Source organism: Ewingella sp. CoE-038-23 (assembly GCF_040419245.1).
Classification (GTDB): domain Bacteria; phylum Pseudomonadota; class Gammaproteobacteria; order Enterobacterales; family Enterobacteriaceae; genus Ewingella; species Ewingella allii.
This window is the reverse complement of record NZ_JAZHOH010000001.1, coordinates 3,557,772-3,572,101: the sequence shown is the minus strand read 5'-3', so window position 1 is coordinate 3,572,101 and position 14,330 is coordinate 3,557,772. Positions and strand designations below refer to the sequence as shown.

Below are 14,330 nucleotides of genomic sequence, written 5' to 3'. Positions count from 1 at the left end.
TCGCTGCCCACGGGCGGCGATTTTTGTTTATATCGCCACACTTTTGCTGCCAATAGGTTGATGCTAATTTCTGATTGGGATTCTATTTTGAATCATATGCTCAATCAGCGCGATGAACAGATCGGCGTTAAATAGAGACGTATATAACACTGAGAAAAGAATGCGCCTGTTGCCGTCCATCAGGTGGATCATCTGGCTGTTAGCGCCGCCGCTGATATATTGAATCTCTTCAACCGGGATACAAATTCCATCGTCAGAAGTGAGGAAACGCGCACTTAGCCGCAATTTCTTTTCATTTAACCCCATGAGATTATTAGCAAATAAGTGACGAATGCCGCATCTGGCCGCTGCGTGATAAGTGAAAACCACGCTGCCGTCATTGGCCAGAATATTCAGAGCCTGCGGGCCTTTAGTCATCAATTGCTCATTTTTGATCACTTCAACCAGTCTTTCGGCATGAGCAATATTGGGCGTTATTTTATGCCAATGAGTACTATTGCCTTCGCGGAAAGCCATAGTATTAAGTATTTTTCTGGAGTACTTGCCGGTTCGGAATCTATATATCTCAGTGATTCTTTCGAAGGGAATAAAACGGTTTTTGTGCTCCCGTTCATTAATCGCCAGAATTCCATTTTCATGCAGTTGATAGGTTTGTTTCGGCTTAAGAATATGCCGGAAAATAAATATAGCGATGCCCAAGGCGATACTGAAAATCGCCGTGAGGGTGATGACATACAATCCGCCGTCGCTTGACCTTCCCAGAGCAAGCAAAAATACCACCTGGACTGCACCGCCAACGATTAATAATGTGGCGAGAACCATGGTGATCCAGGAATTGACTCTGGCAAAGCCGTGCTGACTTAGCAAACGCCCTTCATTGATCATGATGCTAACCTTAGTAACCGGATTGAAAAATAAAGCAAAAAAGTTAAAAAAGTGAAAAATAAAATGCTAATAAATTCTTTTATAACAGTTATTTAAAGGCTTTTTTGCTGGTGAGTATATGAGCATTTTCCTAAAGTCCCAGCCTCCCAGTGGCTATGAAAAATGGTTATTTGAGTCAGTTCGCTAACTGCTTACAACTTATTGCATTTACGGGGGGATTTGCTGACAGGAATCAGTGCATAATCCAGAGTTCCGTGGCGGTGAGACTAGGTTTTCAGGCCCCTGACATGTAGAATGCTGCGACTCAGGCGAAAGACAGCCAACTTACAAACCGTCGCTGTGTTTTTATGGCGAATGATTCAGAAATACCAAGGTAGAAACTCTTTATAATGAAGAACATAAGAAACTTTTCCATCATCGCTCATATTGACCACGGTAAGTCGACGCTGTCCGATCGTATTATTCAAATCTGCGGTGGCCTGTCAGATCGTGAAATGGAAGCGCAAGTTCTTGACTCAATGGACCTGGAACGCGAGCGCGGGATCACCATCAAAGCGCAAAGCGTCACCCTCGATTACAAAGCTCAGGATGGCGAAACCTACCACCTGAACTTCATCGATACCCCAGGGCACGTTGACTTCTCCTACGAAGTATCCCGCTCCCTTGCTGCCTGTGAAGGCGCATTGCTGGTGGTGGATGCCGGGCAGGGCGTAGAAGCCCAGACGCTGGCGAACTGCTATACGGCGATGGAAATGGATCTGGAAGTGGTTCCGGTTCTGAACAAAATCGACCTGCCAGCTGCGGATCCTGAGCGTGCTGCTCAAGAGATCGAAGATATCGTGGGCATTGATGCCACAGATGCTGTGCGCTGCTCGGCGAAAACCGGCTTGGGTGTTCCAGAAGTGCTGGAGCGCTTAGTGCGTGATATTCCGCCGCCGGAAGGTGATCCAGAAGCTCCTCTGCAGGCCCTGATCATCGACTCATGGTTCGATAACTATCTGGGCGTTGTGTCCCTGATTCGAATCAAAAACGGCACCCTGAGAAAGGGTGACAAAATTAAAGTGATGAGTACCGGACAGGTGTATAACGCCGACCGTCTGGGTATTTTCACACCGAAACGCGTTGACCGTGACTCACTGGGTTGCGGGGAAGTTGGCTGGTTGGTTTGCGCCATCAAAGACATCCTCGGCGCGCCGGTTGGCGATACCCTGACGCTGTCACGTAATCCTGCTGATAAAGCGCTTCCAGGCTTTAAGAAGGTTAAACCACAGGTTTACGCGGGTCTGTTCCCGGTTAGTTCCGACGACTATGAAAACTTCCGCGACGCTTTGGGCAAACTTAGCCTGAATGACGCCTCACTGTTCTATGAGCCAGAAAGCTCTACCGCGCTGGGCTTCGGCTTCCGCTGTGGCTTCCTTGGTTTGCTGCACATGGAGATCATTCAAGAGCGTCTGGAGCGTGAATACGATCTGGACCTGATCACCACCGCACCAACGGTAGTCTACGAAGTAGAAACCACGGGCGGCGAAGTGATTTATGTCGATAGCCCGTCAAAACTGCCGGCGCTGAACAACATTCAAGAACTGCGTGAGCCGATTGCTGAGTGTCACATGCTGATGCCGCAAGAGTATCTGGGCAGCGTGATCACCCTGTGTATTGAAAAGCGTGGCGTGCAGACCAACATGGTTTATCACGGCAATCAGGTTGCACTGACCTATGAAATTCCGATGGCGGAAGTGGTTCTCGACTTCTTCGACCGTCTGAAATCAACCTCTCGCGGCTACGCTTCACTGGATTACAACTTTAAACGTTTCCAGGCGTCTGACATGGTGCGCGTTGATGTGTTAATCAACGGCGATCGCGTGGATGCGCTGGCGCTGATCACTCACCGTGGTAACTCACAGTTCCGTGGTCGCCAGCTGGTTGAAAAGATGCAGGAGCTTATCCCGCGTCAGCAGTTCGACATTGCGATTCAGGCCGCGATTGGTGCCCACATCATTGCGCGTTCAACCGTAAAACAGCTGCGTAAAAACGTCTTGGCTAAGTGCTATGGCGGTGACGTTAGCCGTAAGAAGAAACTGCTACAGAAACAGAAAGATGGTAAGAAGCGCATGAAACAAGTAGGTAACGTTGAGTTACCTCAGGAAGCATTCCTGGCGATTCTCCATGTTGGTAAAGACGGCAAATAAGCCCCCAATGAGCGGTAGGAGTATGCATGGCTAACATGTTTGCCTTGATTCTGGCGATTGCAACGCTGGTATCGGGGATTATCTGGTGTCTTGATCGTTTCAAACTTGCCCCGGCTCGCCGGGCAAAGATTGCCGCTCTCAAGGTAGAAACTGCTGGCGCCATCGATGAGAAGACGCTGAGCAAAGCAGCAAAACAGCCGGGCTGGGTGGAAACCTGCGCCTCTGTTTTCCCTGTGCTTCTGGTGGTATTTGTGGTGCGTTCATTCATCTATGAACCTTTCCAAATTCCGTCAGGCTCAATGATGCCAACGCTGTTAATCGGCGATTTCATCGTGGTTGAAAAATATGCCTATGGCCTGAAAGATCCTATTACTCAGACCAAACTGATCCCAACCGGCGAGCCAAAACGCGGTGATGTCGTGGTATTCAAATACCCATTAAATCCAAGTGTGGATTACATCAAACGTTTAGTAGGCCTGCCGGGCGATCGCGTGACTTATGATCCCTTCAGCAAACAGGTTACTGTTCAGCCTGCTTGTAACAGTGGACAGAATTGCAGCACCGCGCTGGCTGTGACTTATGATGAAGGTAAAGCGAGCGGCTTCGTTCAGACTTTCGGTCAGGCTAGCGGCAGTGAAGCCACCAGCGGTTTCTTTGAAATTCCTCCGACTGAGAATGTGCCTCAAGACGGTATTCGCCTGTTAGAACGTCAGGAAACCTTGGGTAATGTGACCCATAATATTCTGACTGTTCCTGGCGCGCGTGACCAACTGGGTGCCTATTATCAGCAACCGGGCCAGCCTATGGGTACTTGGGTGGTTCCTGCCGGTCATTATTTCATGATGGGTGATAACCGCGACAATAGCGCCGACAGCCGTTATTGGGGCTTTGTACCAGAGAAAAATCTGGTGGGCCGTGCCTCGGGTATTTGGATGAGTTTTAAAAAGCAGGAAGGTGAGTGGCCAACAGGTGTTCGCCTGAGCCGCATTGGTGGAATTCATTAATTCGTTGCGGTCTATTTCCGCAGCAATATATTTCCACACGTTGTAGAATACACTTTCGAGCGATAAAAGTTGGCTCCCCGATTTTTAAACGGGTCATTAAATGACGAGATTTAAAAAGAATAGAGGGAGCCACTGCAAACGAAACAGCTTTGGATTGGCTTAAGGCGAAGCAGGCCTGTTCCGTATGCTGAAGTTTTTGACGCATTCTTGATCTATTGGTAACTCATGAATCCCATCGTAATAAACAGGCTACAGCGAAAGCTGGGCTACACTTTTCAACAGCAGGAGCTCTTATTGCAGGCACTGACTCACCGCAGCGCCAGCAGCAAACATAACGAGCGTTTAGAATTCCTGGGTGACTCAATCCTTAGTTTTGTTATCGCCAACGCTCTTTATCACCGTTTTCCTCGCGTTGATGAAGGCGATATGAGTCGCATGCGTGCCACTTTGGTTCGCGGAAATACATTGGCAGAAATGGCGCGTGAATTTGATCTCGGCGAGTGCTTGCGTTTAGGGCCGGGAGAATTGAAAAGTGGTGGTTTCCGCCGCGAGTCTATTCTCGCGGATACGGTGGAGGCACTCATCGGCGGCGTGTTCTTGGACAGTGATATCCAGAATGTCGAAAGATTGATTCTTGACTGGTACCGTAGTCGTCTTGACGAAATCAGTCCCGGTGATAAGCAGAAAGACCCAAAAACCCGTTTGCAGGAGTTTTTACAAGGTCGCCATCTGCCATTGCCTTCTTATCTGGTTGTGCAGGTTCGCGGTGAAGCACACGATCAGGAGTTTACCATCCACTGCCAGGTCAGTGGCTTGAGCCAGCCGGTTGTAGGAACCGGTTCAAGTCGCAGAAAAGCCGAGCAGGCGGCAGCGGAACAAGCGCTGATACAGCTGGAGCTTGAATGAGCGAAGAAAAAAATTACTGTGGCTTTGTCGCCATCGTAGGCCGACCTAACGTTGGCAAATCTACTTTGTTGAATGAATTATTGGGGCAGAAGATCTCCATTACTTCACGCAAACCACAAACTACCCGTCACCGTATTATGGGCATCCATACTGAAGGCCCTTATCAGGCTATCTACGTTGACACCCCTGGGTTACATATTGAAGAAAAACGGGCCATTAACCGCCTGATGAACCGTGCTGCGAGCAGCTCAATCGGTGATGTTGAATTGGTTATTTTCGTGGTTGAAGGCACCCACTGGACGCCGGACGACGAAATGGTAGTGAACAAGCTGCGTGATCTGAAGTCACCTGTCTTGCTGGCTATCAATAAAATCGACAACGTGACCGACAAGTCCAAGCTGCTGCCACACTTGCAGTTCCTCAGCGAGCAGATGAACTTCATCGACATCGTGCCAATGTCTGCGGAGAAAGGTATCAACGTTGATACTATCGCCAGCATCGTGCGTAAGCGTCTGCCGGAAGCGATTCATCACTTCCCTGAAGATTACATTACTGACCGTTCGCAGCGCTTTATGGCGTCAGAAATCATCCGTGAAAAGCTGATGCGTTTCTTGGGTGAAGAGCTGCCTTACTCGGTAACCGTTGAAATTGAACGCTTTGTCACTAACGAGCGCGGCGGTTATGACATCAATGGCTTGATTTTAGTTGAGCGCGAAGGCCAGAAGAAAATGGTCATCGGCAACAAAGGCTCAAAAATCAAAACCATTGGTATTGAAGCGCGTCAGGACATGGAAAACATGTTCGAAGCGAAAGTTCACCTTGAGCTGTGGGTCAAGGTTAAATCCGGTTGGGCAGATGACGAACGTGCGCTGCGCAGCTTGGGTTATGTAGACGATTTATAAGGTCCCCGCCTATGGAAGGCTGGCAACGCGCATTTGTTTTACATGGGCGACCTTACAGTGAAACCAGCCTGATGCTGGATCTCTTCACTGAAGGACAGGGGCGCGTGCGCATTCTGGCAAAGGGTGCGCGCGGACGTCGGTCAAACTTAAAAGGCTGCTTGCAGCCTTTTACACCTTTATTGGTTCGCTGGAGCGGCCGGGGAGAAGTCAAAACCCTGCGCAACGCTGAGCCGGTCTCTCTCGCACTCCCTCTCTCTGGCTTGATGCTGTATAGCGGCCTGTACGTCAATGAACTGGTGGCACGCGTTCTCGAGCAAGAAACTAACTACTCGTCGCTATTTTTCGACTATCTCAACTGCCTGCAAAATCTGGCGGGAGCCACCGGCTCTCCGGAACAGTCGCTGCGCCAGTTCGAGCTGGCTTTGCTGCATAACCTCGGCTATGGCGTTGATTTTCTCCACTGCGCCGGTAGCGGCGAAGAAGTGAGTGACACCATGACCTATCGCTATCGTGAAGAAAAAGGCTTTATCGCCAGTTTGGTGGTCGACAACCTGAGCTTCACCGGCCGCGACCTCAAAGCCTTGGCGAATCGTGAATTCCCGGACGTCGCCACACTGCGCGCCGCCAAACGTTTTACCCGCATGGCGCTGAAGCCCTATCTGGGTGGTAAGCCGTTGAAAAGCCGCGAGCTATTCCGCCAGTTTTTAGTTAAAAAGCCCACTGCCACTCCTGAATCACCCGCCGAATAAATTGCCCGCTGGGGTACCCGTCACGCCTGATACGGGTGTAAACTGCGCCAATTAGCGGGAAAACCGTCAGTATCAACCCGATCCTTTTGCGAACTCTTTAACCTATTTACTGGAGTTGTCATGGCTGAACTGCTGTTAGGCATTAATATCGATCACATCGCCACGCTACGTAACGCGCGTGGCACGGCCTATCCTGATCCGGTTCAGGCCGCGTTTATTGCCGAGCAGGCGGGCGCTGACGGTATTACTGTGCATCTGCGTGAAGACCGTCGCCATATTACCGACCGCGATGTGCGTTTGCTGCGCCAGACCATCCAGACTCGCATGAATCTCGAGATGGCGGTGACCGATGAAATGATCGGCATTGCCTGTGAAATCGAGCCGCACTTCTGCTGCCTGGTGCCGGAAAAGCGCGAAGAAGTCACCACCGAGGGCGGTCTGGACGTTGCGGGCCAAATCGACAAAATGACCGTCGCCGTCTCCCGCCTGTCTGAAGCCGGTATTTTGGTGTCTCTGTTTATTGATGCTGACTTCCGCCAAATCGACGCCGCGGTTGCCGTTGGCGCGCCTTATATCGAAATCCACACCGGCGCTTACGCTGATGCCAAAACCGATATCGAGCGCCTTGCCGAGCTTGAGCGCATCAAGAAAGGCGCCACCTATGCCGCCAGCAAAGGGCTGAAAGTGAATGCAGGCCATGGCTTGACCTACCACAACGTGCTGCCTATCGCCGCGCTGCCTGAGATGCACGAGCTGAACATCGGCCATGCAATCATCGGGCAGGCAGTGATTGACGGTTTAGCGAGCGCGGTGCGCGAGATGAAAATCCTGATGCGGGAAGCACGCCGTTAATGGCTATTCTTGGACTGGGCACCGACATTGTCGAAATCACCCGTATTGAAGCCGTGGTGGAGAGAAGCGGAGATCGGCTGGCGAAACGGATACTGTGCGCTAATGAATGGGCGCTGTATCAGAATCACCAACAGCCGGTGCGCTTTCTCGCCAAACGCTTTGCGGTGAAAGAAGCTGCTGCCAAAGCGCTGGGCACCGGCATTCGCAATGGGCTGGCGTTTGAGCAGTTCGAGGTGGTTAATGACCCATTGGGCAAGCCGGGGCTGGTGTTCCACGAGCGCGCGGCGGAAATGGCATTAGAGCTGGGGGTTAAATCCGTGCACGTGACGCTGGCCGATGAGCGTCGCTATGCCTGTGCCACGGTGATTATCGAAAGCTGAAAACAGTGCGCTTCGCGCCGCCAGCCTTACAGCTGTGCGGCGTGATGCAGCAGAACAAACTTGTCCCACAGCTGCTCGTTGGTTTCAGTATGCAGCGCGTCCACAATGATGGTGTTATCGATAGGGCACACGCTTTGACAGGTGGGTTTATCATAATGACCGACACACTCCGTGCAGCGATCGCTGTCAATTTGGTAAATTTCCTCACCCATCGAGATCGCTTGATTCGGGCATTCCGGCTCGCACATATCGCAGTTAATGCATTTGTGTGTGATAAGCAGGGCCATGATCTCTCTCGCGTCAGTAATGATGAAGCCGCGCAGTATAGCAGATTTGACCTGTCCGAGAGCCTGCCGAAATGACAATCGCGCTGTGGAATGATCCCGATCAAACCAGCTTCTTCACCAGCTCCTCGCTGTGCTTAATCCGCTCCGGTGCCCGTTCGCTATCTTGCTGAATCAAGGCCATAAACAGGATATCCGTCAGGGAATACTGCGCGGTGGTCGAGGAGATGGCTGCACCGCGAGTGGCCGGAAGCTCCGCCACGGTGTACAGGCAGTGGGACGCCTGCTGTTGCAGCGTATTAGGCGAAAAGCCGGTGAGGGCCAACACCTGCGCGCCACTCTTGCGGGCCACATCTGCCGCCAAATTAATCTCCCGCCGTTCACCGCTAAAAGAGATAGCCAGCAATAAATCGTCTTTCGACAGCGCCTGAACCGTCGCCAGCAGCACGTGCGTATCCGGCTCGGCGATGGCCGTCAGCCCAATTTTCAACAGCTTATAGGCTAGGTCTTTCGCCACCAGCCCCGACGCACCAATGCCGGTGAGCACGATTTTATGTGCATGGGTCAGCATCGATAACGCCTGCTGGAGCCGCTGTTCATTGTTGATATCCAGCGTAGCGCGCAGCGCGGCGTACTTTTCAGCTAGCAGCTTTTCGCCGACGGTCTGGAGACTGTCGGTGCTGACAATCTGATTATGCACGGTGACCGCCACTTCATTCTGCGGCGAAGAGAGGGCTTCACTGAGCGCCAGCTTTAAAGCGGGAAAGCCCTTGTAGCCTAGCTTCTGGGCAAATTTCACCACCCCGGACTGGCTGACACCGGCCATCTCTGCCAGCTTCTGCGAGCTAAGGTGCCGCGCCTTCTCCGGCTGTTGCAGCAGGAAGTCGGCCAGCTTGCGGTCATTCTGCGCCAGCGTGGGGTAGAGCTGACGAATTCGGATCATACTGCTCATTGTCGGACCTTCCCTTAGCACCTACGCACATCACGAATTGAACATTATCTTATCTAAGGTAGCAAAATTCCCTCGCCTTTAAGAATAAAATATTCAAATATGAATTAATATTTTGAATTAAAAATTCAGGAGTCAACCAATGAACCTAGGATCACTCGTTTCAGAAAGCCGCAATCCGGCCACCATGAACCTTGATGAAATGACCACGCTGGAGATGGTCGCCAGCTTCAATCACGAAGACAGCAAAGTGCCGGAAGCCATCCGCGCCGTGCTGCCAGAGGTCGCGCAGGCCGTGGATATGGCCGCCGCCTCCTTTAAAGCCGGAGGCCGTCTGATTTATCTCGGCGCGGGCACCAGCGGGCGTCTCGGCGTGCTCGACGCCTCCGAGTGTCCACCGACCTTTGGCGTGCCTCATGGCTTAGTCGTCGGGCTGATTGCCGGCGGGCCGGGGGCGTTACTCAAAGCCGTCGAAGGGGCGGAGGATAGCGAAGAGCTGGGCGTCACCGACCTGAAAAACCTGCAAATTACCCCGGCGGATACCATCGTGGGGCTGGCGGCTTCCGGGCGCACGCCTTATGTCATCGGCGCGCTGCGTTACGCGCGGGAGCTGGGCTGCGCCACGGTAGCCATCTCCTGCAACCCGGATTCGCCGATTGCCCATGAGGCGCAGGTGGCGATTTCTCCGGTAGTTGGCCCCGAGGCGCTGACTGGCTCGACGCGTTTGAAGTCCGGCACCGCGCAGAAGCTGGTGCTGAATATGATTTCCACCGGCGCTATGGTGAAAAACGGCAAGGTTTATCAAAACCTGATGGTCGACGTGAAGGCCACCAACGTCAAGCTGGTGGACAGAGCCTGCCGCATCGTGGTGGAAGCCACGGGCGCCGCGCGGGCCGATGCCGAAGCCGCGCTCTCGCAAACCGACTTCGAAGTGAAACCGGCGATTCTGATGATTTTGGCAAATATCAGTGCTCAAGAAGCCATTCAGCGGCTGACGGCGCACCACGGATTCCTGCGCGCGGCGCTCGCGGGTTAAGGCTTTCAGGCTGATGGGGGAAGGGTATGGCGACGGCAATGGACAAAACGCAGCTGCTGGCAACGCAAATCCTGCAACGCGTAGGTGGCGAGAGCAATATCAGTAAACTCGAAAACTGCATGACGCGGGTCCGGGTTGAAGTTCACGACGAGCAGCTACTTGATTTAAAAGGCATTCAGACGCTCGACGGCGTTAAGGGCTACATCAAGCAGGGCGAACAGCATCAGTTCGTGGTCGGCCCCGGCGCGGCCGCGAAGGTGGTGGATGCCATGCGGGAGCTGCTCTCAGGCGCGCCAGCCCCGGCTGCCGCGCAGGACCTGATTGCGCGAAACAAAGCCAATGCCAAGTCGAAATACTCGGCGCCGATGAGCGGCGCTTTGCGCCAACTCGCCAACGTTTTTATCCCCCTTATCCCGGCCTTCATTGCCTCCGGCCTGATCATGGGCATTATCAACCTGCTCAAGCGGCCGGATATCGCGGGCTCTTTGGCGCTGGATTACCCCAATATTCTCGGCCTGCTGGGGATATTCGGCGGGGCGATTTTCGCTATCATGAACATTCTGGTGGGGGTCAACGCGGCGCGAGTGTTTGGCGGCTCGCAGGCCATGGGGGGCGTGATGGCGGGCATTCTCTCCAGCCCGGCGCTGGCGCAAATTACCCTGTTTGGCGAAGCACTCCAGCCGGGGCGCGGCGGGGTGATCGCGGTACTCTTCGTGGTCGCGCTGATGTGCTGGCTGGAAAAGCGGCTGCGCCAATGGCTTCCGGAGTCGGTCGAGCTGATCCTCAATCCGCTGATCACCACCTTGGTCACTGCCACGCTGGCGATTGTTATTCTCCAGCCGCTGGGCGGGGTTATCTCCGATGCCATCGCCCACGGGGTGAATCTGGCAATCGACAAAGGCGGCTTGGTGGTGGGGGCCATTCTCGCCGGAACCTTCCTGCCGCTGGTGCTTTCTGGGCTGCATCAGGGTCTGGTGCCGATCCACGTGGAGCTGATTCAGGCCCACGGCTCCAACCCGCTGCTGCCGATTTTAGCCATGGCGGGCGTCGGGCAGGTGGGCGCGGCCATCGCCGTTTACATGAAAACGCGCAACGCCCGGCTGAAAAAAGTGATTAAAGGTGCTCTGCCTGTCGGTATTTTGGGCATCGGCGAGCCGCTGATTTTCGGCGTGACTCTGCCTCTGGGCCGACCTTTTATCGGCGCATGTTTGGGCGGAGCGGTCGGCGGTGCGCTAATCTGTTATTGGAAAGTGGCGACGGTGATCACTTTCGGTATCTCAGGTTTGCCACTGGCGCTGACCATTGTGTCGGGAAAAGTGGTGTTGTACCTCGCTGGGATATTGATTACCGTATTAGCTGGATTTATTTTCACCTGGATGATGGGGTTCAACGATCCCGAGGAGTAACGCATTGGGCGCGAAGGCGGATCGGCGAGTAGTATTTTTTGATTTGGATGGCACGCTGCACCAGCAGGACATGTTTGGCTCATTTATGCGCTTCCTGCTGTGGCGGATGCCGCAAAACCTGTTGTTAGTGGTGCCGCTGTTACCTGTGGTCGGTTTAGGCATGTTGATTCACGGTCGAGCCGCGCGCTGGCCGATGAGTCTGTTGCTGTGGTCAATCACCTTCGGGCACAGCGAGGCGCACCTGAAAGACCTCGAACTGCGCTTTGTGAACTGGTTCCGCCAGAAGGTGGTGGCGTTTCCGGTGGTGCAGCGACGACTGCGTGAGTACATTGAAAAGCATGACGCCGAAGTGTGGTTAATCACCGGTTCACCGGAAAATCTGGTGCAACAGGTGTATAACGCATCTCCTTTCTTACCGCGTATCCGTTTAGTCGGCAGCCGCATGGCGCGCGGCAAGGGCGGTTGGCTGCTGCCGCTGCGCTGTTTGGGGGAAGAGAAGGTGGTGCAGCTCGAGCAACGCATCGGCTCCCCGCTGAAACTCTACAGTGGTTACAGCGACAGCAAGCAGGACAACCCGCTGCTGTTCTTCTGCGAGCATCGCTTCAGAGTCAGCAAGCAGGGCGAGCTTCAGCAGCTCGAATAACGGTGTTGTATATCGGGCCGGTTAAACCGGCCCGATGCTTTTCCCTCTCTGAATTTCCCTCCTTGAATATCAATTCCCGCGCAGTGCCCGCAATGGTTGGGTAGAGTTAGTGAGAACGCTATAATGGCGGCCGGATAAAAGTAATAGAGGTAAGAGTGACTGAGCAATTCAGCGATGAAGATTGGATGCGCTACGCGTTGAATCTGGCCCTTAAGGCGCAGGACGAAGGGGAAGTGCCGGTGGGCGCCGTGCTGGTGCTGGACAATCAGGTCATTGGCGAAGGCTGGAACCGATCGATTGGCCATCACGATCCTACGGCTCACGCCGAGATCATGGCGCTGAGAGAGGGCGGGCAGAAGGTGCAAAACTATCGCCTGTTGGACGCCACGCTGTATGTGACGCTTGAACCCTGCGTGATGTGCGCCGGGGCGATGATCCACAGCCGCATTCGCCGCGTGGTGTATGGCGCGACTGATCTTAAAACCGGCGCTGCGGGCTCACTGTTAGACGTGCTGGGCCATCCGGGTATGAATCATCAGGTGCAAATTGAGGCGGGCGTGTTGGCGGACGAATGTTCGGCCATTCTCAGCGCGTTCTTCCGTTGGCGGCGCAGCCAGAAAAAGGCGTTGAAGCAGGCGCAGCGCGCCGCCCAGGGTGACGCCACCGATTTGAGCTAAATCACGGCGCAGCGGCGAGCACCTGTGTAGCTTCAACGGCGGGATAACCAGCACCCAGTTGAGCCTGCAACGCCGCCTGCTGCGCTTGTTTCTTCTCTTTCTCCATCAAATACCCCACCAGACTGATCTGATAGCGACGGATATTCTCAACATAATTATAAGCTTGCGTGCCCCGGGCATACCCATAGGTGGTGCGGGAGAAGTAGCGCTTCTGATTGAGCATCGGCAGGCGCTGTTTGACGTCCAGCCAGCTATCCGGATTACCTTTCTGATCCGCCGTCAGCTTACGGGCATCGAGCATGTGCCCATACCCCATATTGTAAGCCGCCAGAGCGAACCAAATGCGCTCATCCTGCGGAATGCTGGTGGGCATCTTGTCCATCAGGCGTGAGAGATAGAGCGCGCCGCCCTGAATGCTCTGTTCGGCGTCGGTTCGGTCATCGACGTCCAGCCCCGATGCCGTGGCGCGGGTCAGCATCATCATGCCGCGCACCCCGGTCGGCGATTTGGCCTGCGGATCCCAATGCGACTCCTGATAAGAGATGGCCGCCAGCAGGCGCCAGTCAATGTCTCCGGCGTATTTCTCAAACAGCGGCTGCAGCGCGGGCAGGGTGGTGTCTATGGCTTTGAGGAAGGTGCGGGTGTCCACATAGTCAAACTCCCCAACGTGGCCGAGATACTTCTCCTCTAGCTTCTCCAGCGTGCCGTCTTCAGAAATTTGGCTGAAGAAGTCCAGCATGGCGGCGTACAGGCTGTCGTCGTCGGTTTTCTTGCTGAAATACCAGGTGACCGGTTCGTCGGCGGTGACGTTAAAAGCCACGGCCAGACGCGGGTAGACGCGCTGCATCAGCGCCACGGTCACGGAGTCGCCCATGGTATAAGCGAGTTTACCGTCGGCCACCTGTTGCAGCAGATCGCGAGGTGACAGCTTATCGGTTTCGGTCCAGGTCAGGTCCGGGAACTTTTTCTGCGCGGTTTGCAAGGTGGCGACATGGGCGGTGCCGGCGGAGACGGTCAGGGACCCTTTCACATCGTCGAAAGTTTTCGGACGTGCGGAACCCTGGCGATACAACAATTGTTGTGATACCGAATAGTATTCAGGCCCGGTGCGATACGCATTCAGACGCTCGACATTGTAAATCAGACCGGAGGCAATCAGGTCGGCCCGATTGCTGTCCAGATCATTGAACATCGCGTTGACATTATTATGAGGTGACATGACAAGCGTCACACCAAGATAGTCGGCAAAGCGTTTCGCCAGTTCGTAGTCGAATCCGAGGTTTCCGTCTGGGCTGTTGAAAAAAGTCAGCGGAGAATTTAGCGTCGTTACGCGCAGCTCTCCGCGAGACTTTATCTGTTCTAGTTGGTCACCTTCGCCACGATGCCACGGCACGGTCGGCCATAAAGCCAACGCCATCAGCAACGCTGCGAGACCCACTAGAAAGTAATTTAATTTTATGCGCGTCAA

15 protein-coding genes are annotated in these 14,330 nt (G+C 53.9%); 11 read left to right on the top strand and 4 right to left on the bottom strand.

The window, feature by feature from the left end:
• Positions 1–63: 63 nt before the first annotated feature.
• Complete coding sequence (locus tag V2154_RS17165; protein ID WP_353503175.1) at positions 64–885, bottom strand: DUF308 domain-containing protein; 822 nt, start codon at positions 883–885, stop codon at positions 64–66.
• A gap of 389 nt (positions 886–1,274) precedes the next feature.
• Between V2154_RS17165 and lepA the strand changes: the two genes are divergently transcribed.
• The 7 genes from lepA to acpS all read left to right on the top strand — a co-directional run bounded on the left by lepA (position 1,275) and on the right by acpS (position 7,867).
• Positions 1,275–3,074 carry a translation elongation factor 4 gene (gene lepA / locus V2154_RS17160; RefSeq protein WP_353503174.1) on the top strand — a complete coding sequence of 600 codons (1,800 nt, stop codon included), beginning with the start codon at positions 1,275–1,277 and terminating at the stop codon, positions 3,072–3,074.
• 26 nt (positions 3,075–3,100) lie between these two features.
• A complete protein-coding gene (gene lepB, locus V2154_RS17155) occupies positions 3,101–4,078 on the top strand; it encodes a signal peptidase I (protein ID WP_353503173.1) in 978 nt (325 codons plus the stop codon).
• A 225-nt stretch (positions 4,079–4,303) separates the two neighbouring features.
• Positions 4,304–4,984, top strand: a complete 681-nt coding sequence (rnc, locus tag V2154_RS17150; protein WP_034792549.1) for a ribonuclease III — start codon at positions 4,304–4,306, stop codon at positions 4,982–4,984.
• Positions 4,981–5,886, top strand: coding sequence for a GTPase Era (gene era / locus V2154_RS17145; RefSeq protein ID WP_353503172.1), 906 nt, complete (start codon positions 4,981–4,983; stop codon positions 5,884–5,886). The genes rnc and era overlap by 4 nt, the downstream gene beginning before the upstream one ends.
• A gap of 11 nt (positions 5,887–5,897) precedes the next feature.
• On the top strand, positions 5,898–6,635 hold the full coding sequence (recO, locus tag V2154_RS17140) for a DNA repair protein RecO (RefSeq protein ID WP_353503171.1): 738 nt from the start codon (positions 5,898–5,900) through the stop codon (positions 6,633–6,635).
• Between the two features lie 120 nt (positions 6,636–6,755).
• Positions 6,756–7,487 (top strand): pyridoxine 5'-phosphate synthase, encoded by a 732-nt coding sequence (pdxJ, locus tag V2154_RS17135; RefSeq protein WP_353503170.1) that lies wholly within the window; start codon positions 6,756–6,758, stop codon positions 7,485–7,487.
• Positions 7,487–7,867, top strand: coding sequence for a holo-ACP synthase (gene acpS, locus V2154_RS17130; protein WP_034792539.1), 381 nt, complete (start codon positions 7,487–7,489; stop codon positions 7,865–7,867). Before pdxJ ends, acpS begins: the two co-directional genes overlap by 1 nt.
• 26 nt (positions 7,868–7,893) lie before the next feature.
• On the opposite strand, the gene V2154_RS17125 is transcribed toward acpS, so the two are convergent.
• Both V2154_RS17125 and V2154_RS17120 read right to left on the bottom strand, forming a co-directional pair.
• Positions 7,894–8,154, bottom strand: coding sequence for a YfhL family 4Fe-4S dicluster ferredoxin (locus tag V2154_RS17125; RefSeq protein ID WP_154147826.1), 261 nt, complete (start codon positions 8,152–8,154; stop codon positions 7,894–7,896).
• 100 nt (positions 8,155–8,254) lie between these two features.
• Entirely contained in the window at positions 8,255–9,103 is an 849-nt protein-coding gene (locus V2154_RS17120; protein ID WP_353503169.1) for a MurR/RpiR family transcriptional regulator, read from the bottom strand.
• Positions 9,104–9,242: 139 nt separating this feature from the next.
• Between V2154_RS17120 and murQ the strand changes: the two genes are divergently transcribed.
• From murQ to tadA, 4 genes are all read left to right on the top strand, one after another.
• On the top strand, positions 9,243–10,136 hold the full coding sequence (murQ, locus tag V2154_RS17115; protein WP_353503168.1) for an N-acetylmuramic acid 6-phosphate etherase: 894 nt from the start codon (positions 9,243–9,245) through the stop codon (positions 10,134–10,136).
• Positions 10,137–10,174: 38 nt separating this feature from the next.
• Positions 10,175–11,542 carry a PTS transporter subunit EIIC gene (locus V2154_RS17110; RefSeq protein ID WP_353503167.1) on the top strand — a complete coding sequence of 456 codons (1,368 nt, stop codon included), beginning with the start codon at positions 10,175–10,177 and terminating at the stop codon, positions 11,540–11,542.
• A 4-nt stretch (positions 11,543–11,546) separates the two neighbouring features.
• The gene (gene yfhb, locus V2154_RS17105; RefSeq protein ID WP_353503166.1) at positions 11,547–12,185 is read left to right on the top strand and encodes a phosphatidylglycerophosphatase C; all 639 of its coding nucleotides are present in this window, start codon (positions 11,547–11,549) and stop codon (positions 12,183–12,185) included.
• A 155-nt stretch (positions 12,186–12,340) separates the two neighbouring features.
• Positions 12,341–12,862 carry a tRNA adenosine(34) deaminase TadA gene (tadA, locus tag V2154_RS17100; protein WP_353503165.1) on the top strand — a complete coding sequence of 174 codons (522 nt, stop codon included), beginning with the start codon at positions 12,341–12,343 and terminating at the stop codon, positions 12,860–12,862.
• 1 nt (position 12,863) lies between these two features.
• Here the strand turns inward: tadA and mltF are convergent, their stop codons facing one another.
• Positions 12,864–14,330 carry a membrane-bound lytic murein transglycosylase MltF gene (gene mltF, locus V2154_RS17095; RefSeq protein WP_353503164.1) on the bottom strand — a complete coding sequence of 489 codons (1,467 nt, stop codon included), beginning with the start codon at positions 14,328–14,330 and terminating at the stop codon, positions 12,864–12,866.

What these genes read in the sequence shown, in the direction of transcription:
- V2154_RS17120 (WP_353503169.1), bottom strand. Translation starts at nt 9,103, where the DNA reads ATGAGCAGTATGATCCGAATTCGTCAGCTCTACCCCACGCTGGCGCAG.
- murQ (WP_353503168.1), top strand. Translation starts at nt 9,243, where the DNA reads ATGAACCTAGGATCACTCGTTTCAGAAAGCCGCAATCCGGCCACCATG.
- acpS (WP_034792539.1), top strand. Translation starts at nt 7,487, where the DNA reads ATGGCTATTCTTGGACTGGGCACCGACATTGTCGAAATCACCCGTATT.
- recO (WP_353503171.1), top strand. Translation starts at nt 5,898, where the DNA reads ATGGAAGGCTGGCAACGCGCATTTGTTTTACATGGGCGACCTTACAGT.
- pdxJ (WP_353503170.1), top strand. Translation starts at nt 6,756, where the DNA reads ATGGCTGAACTGCTGTTAGGCATTAATATCGATCACATCGCCACGCTA.
- V2154_RS17110 (WP_353503167.1), top strand. Translation starts at nt 10,175, where the DNA reads ATGGACAAAACGCAGCTGCTGGCAACGCAAATCCTGCAACGCGTAGGT.
- V2154_RS17125 (WP_154147826.1), bottom strand. Translation starts at nt 8,154, where the DNA reads ATGGCCCTGCTTATCACACACAAATGCATTAACTGCGATATGTGCGAG.
- rnc (WP_034792549.1), top strand. Translation starts at nt 4,304, where the DNA reads ATGAATCCCATCGTAATAAACAGGCTACAGCGAAAGCTGGGCTACACT.
- era (WP_353503172.1), top strand. Translation starts at nt 4,981, where the DNA reads ATGAGCGAAGAAAAAAATTACTGTGGCTTTGTCGCCATCGTAGGCCGA.
- lepB (WP_353503173.1), top strand. Translation starts at nt 3,101, where the DNA reads ATGGCTAACATGTTTGCCTTGATTCTGGCGATTGCAACGCTGGTATCG.
- V2154_RS17165 (WP_353503175.1), bottom strand. Translation starts at nt 885, where the DNA reads ATGATCAATGAAGGGCGTTTGCTAAGTCAGCACGGCTTTGCCAGAGTC.
- lepA (WP_353503174.1), top strand. Translation starts at nt 1,275, where the DNA reads ATGAAGAACATAAGAAACTTTTCCATCATCGCTCATATTGACCACGGT.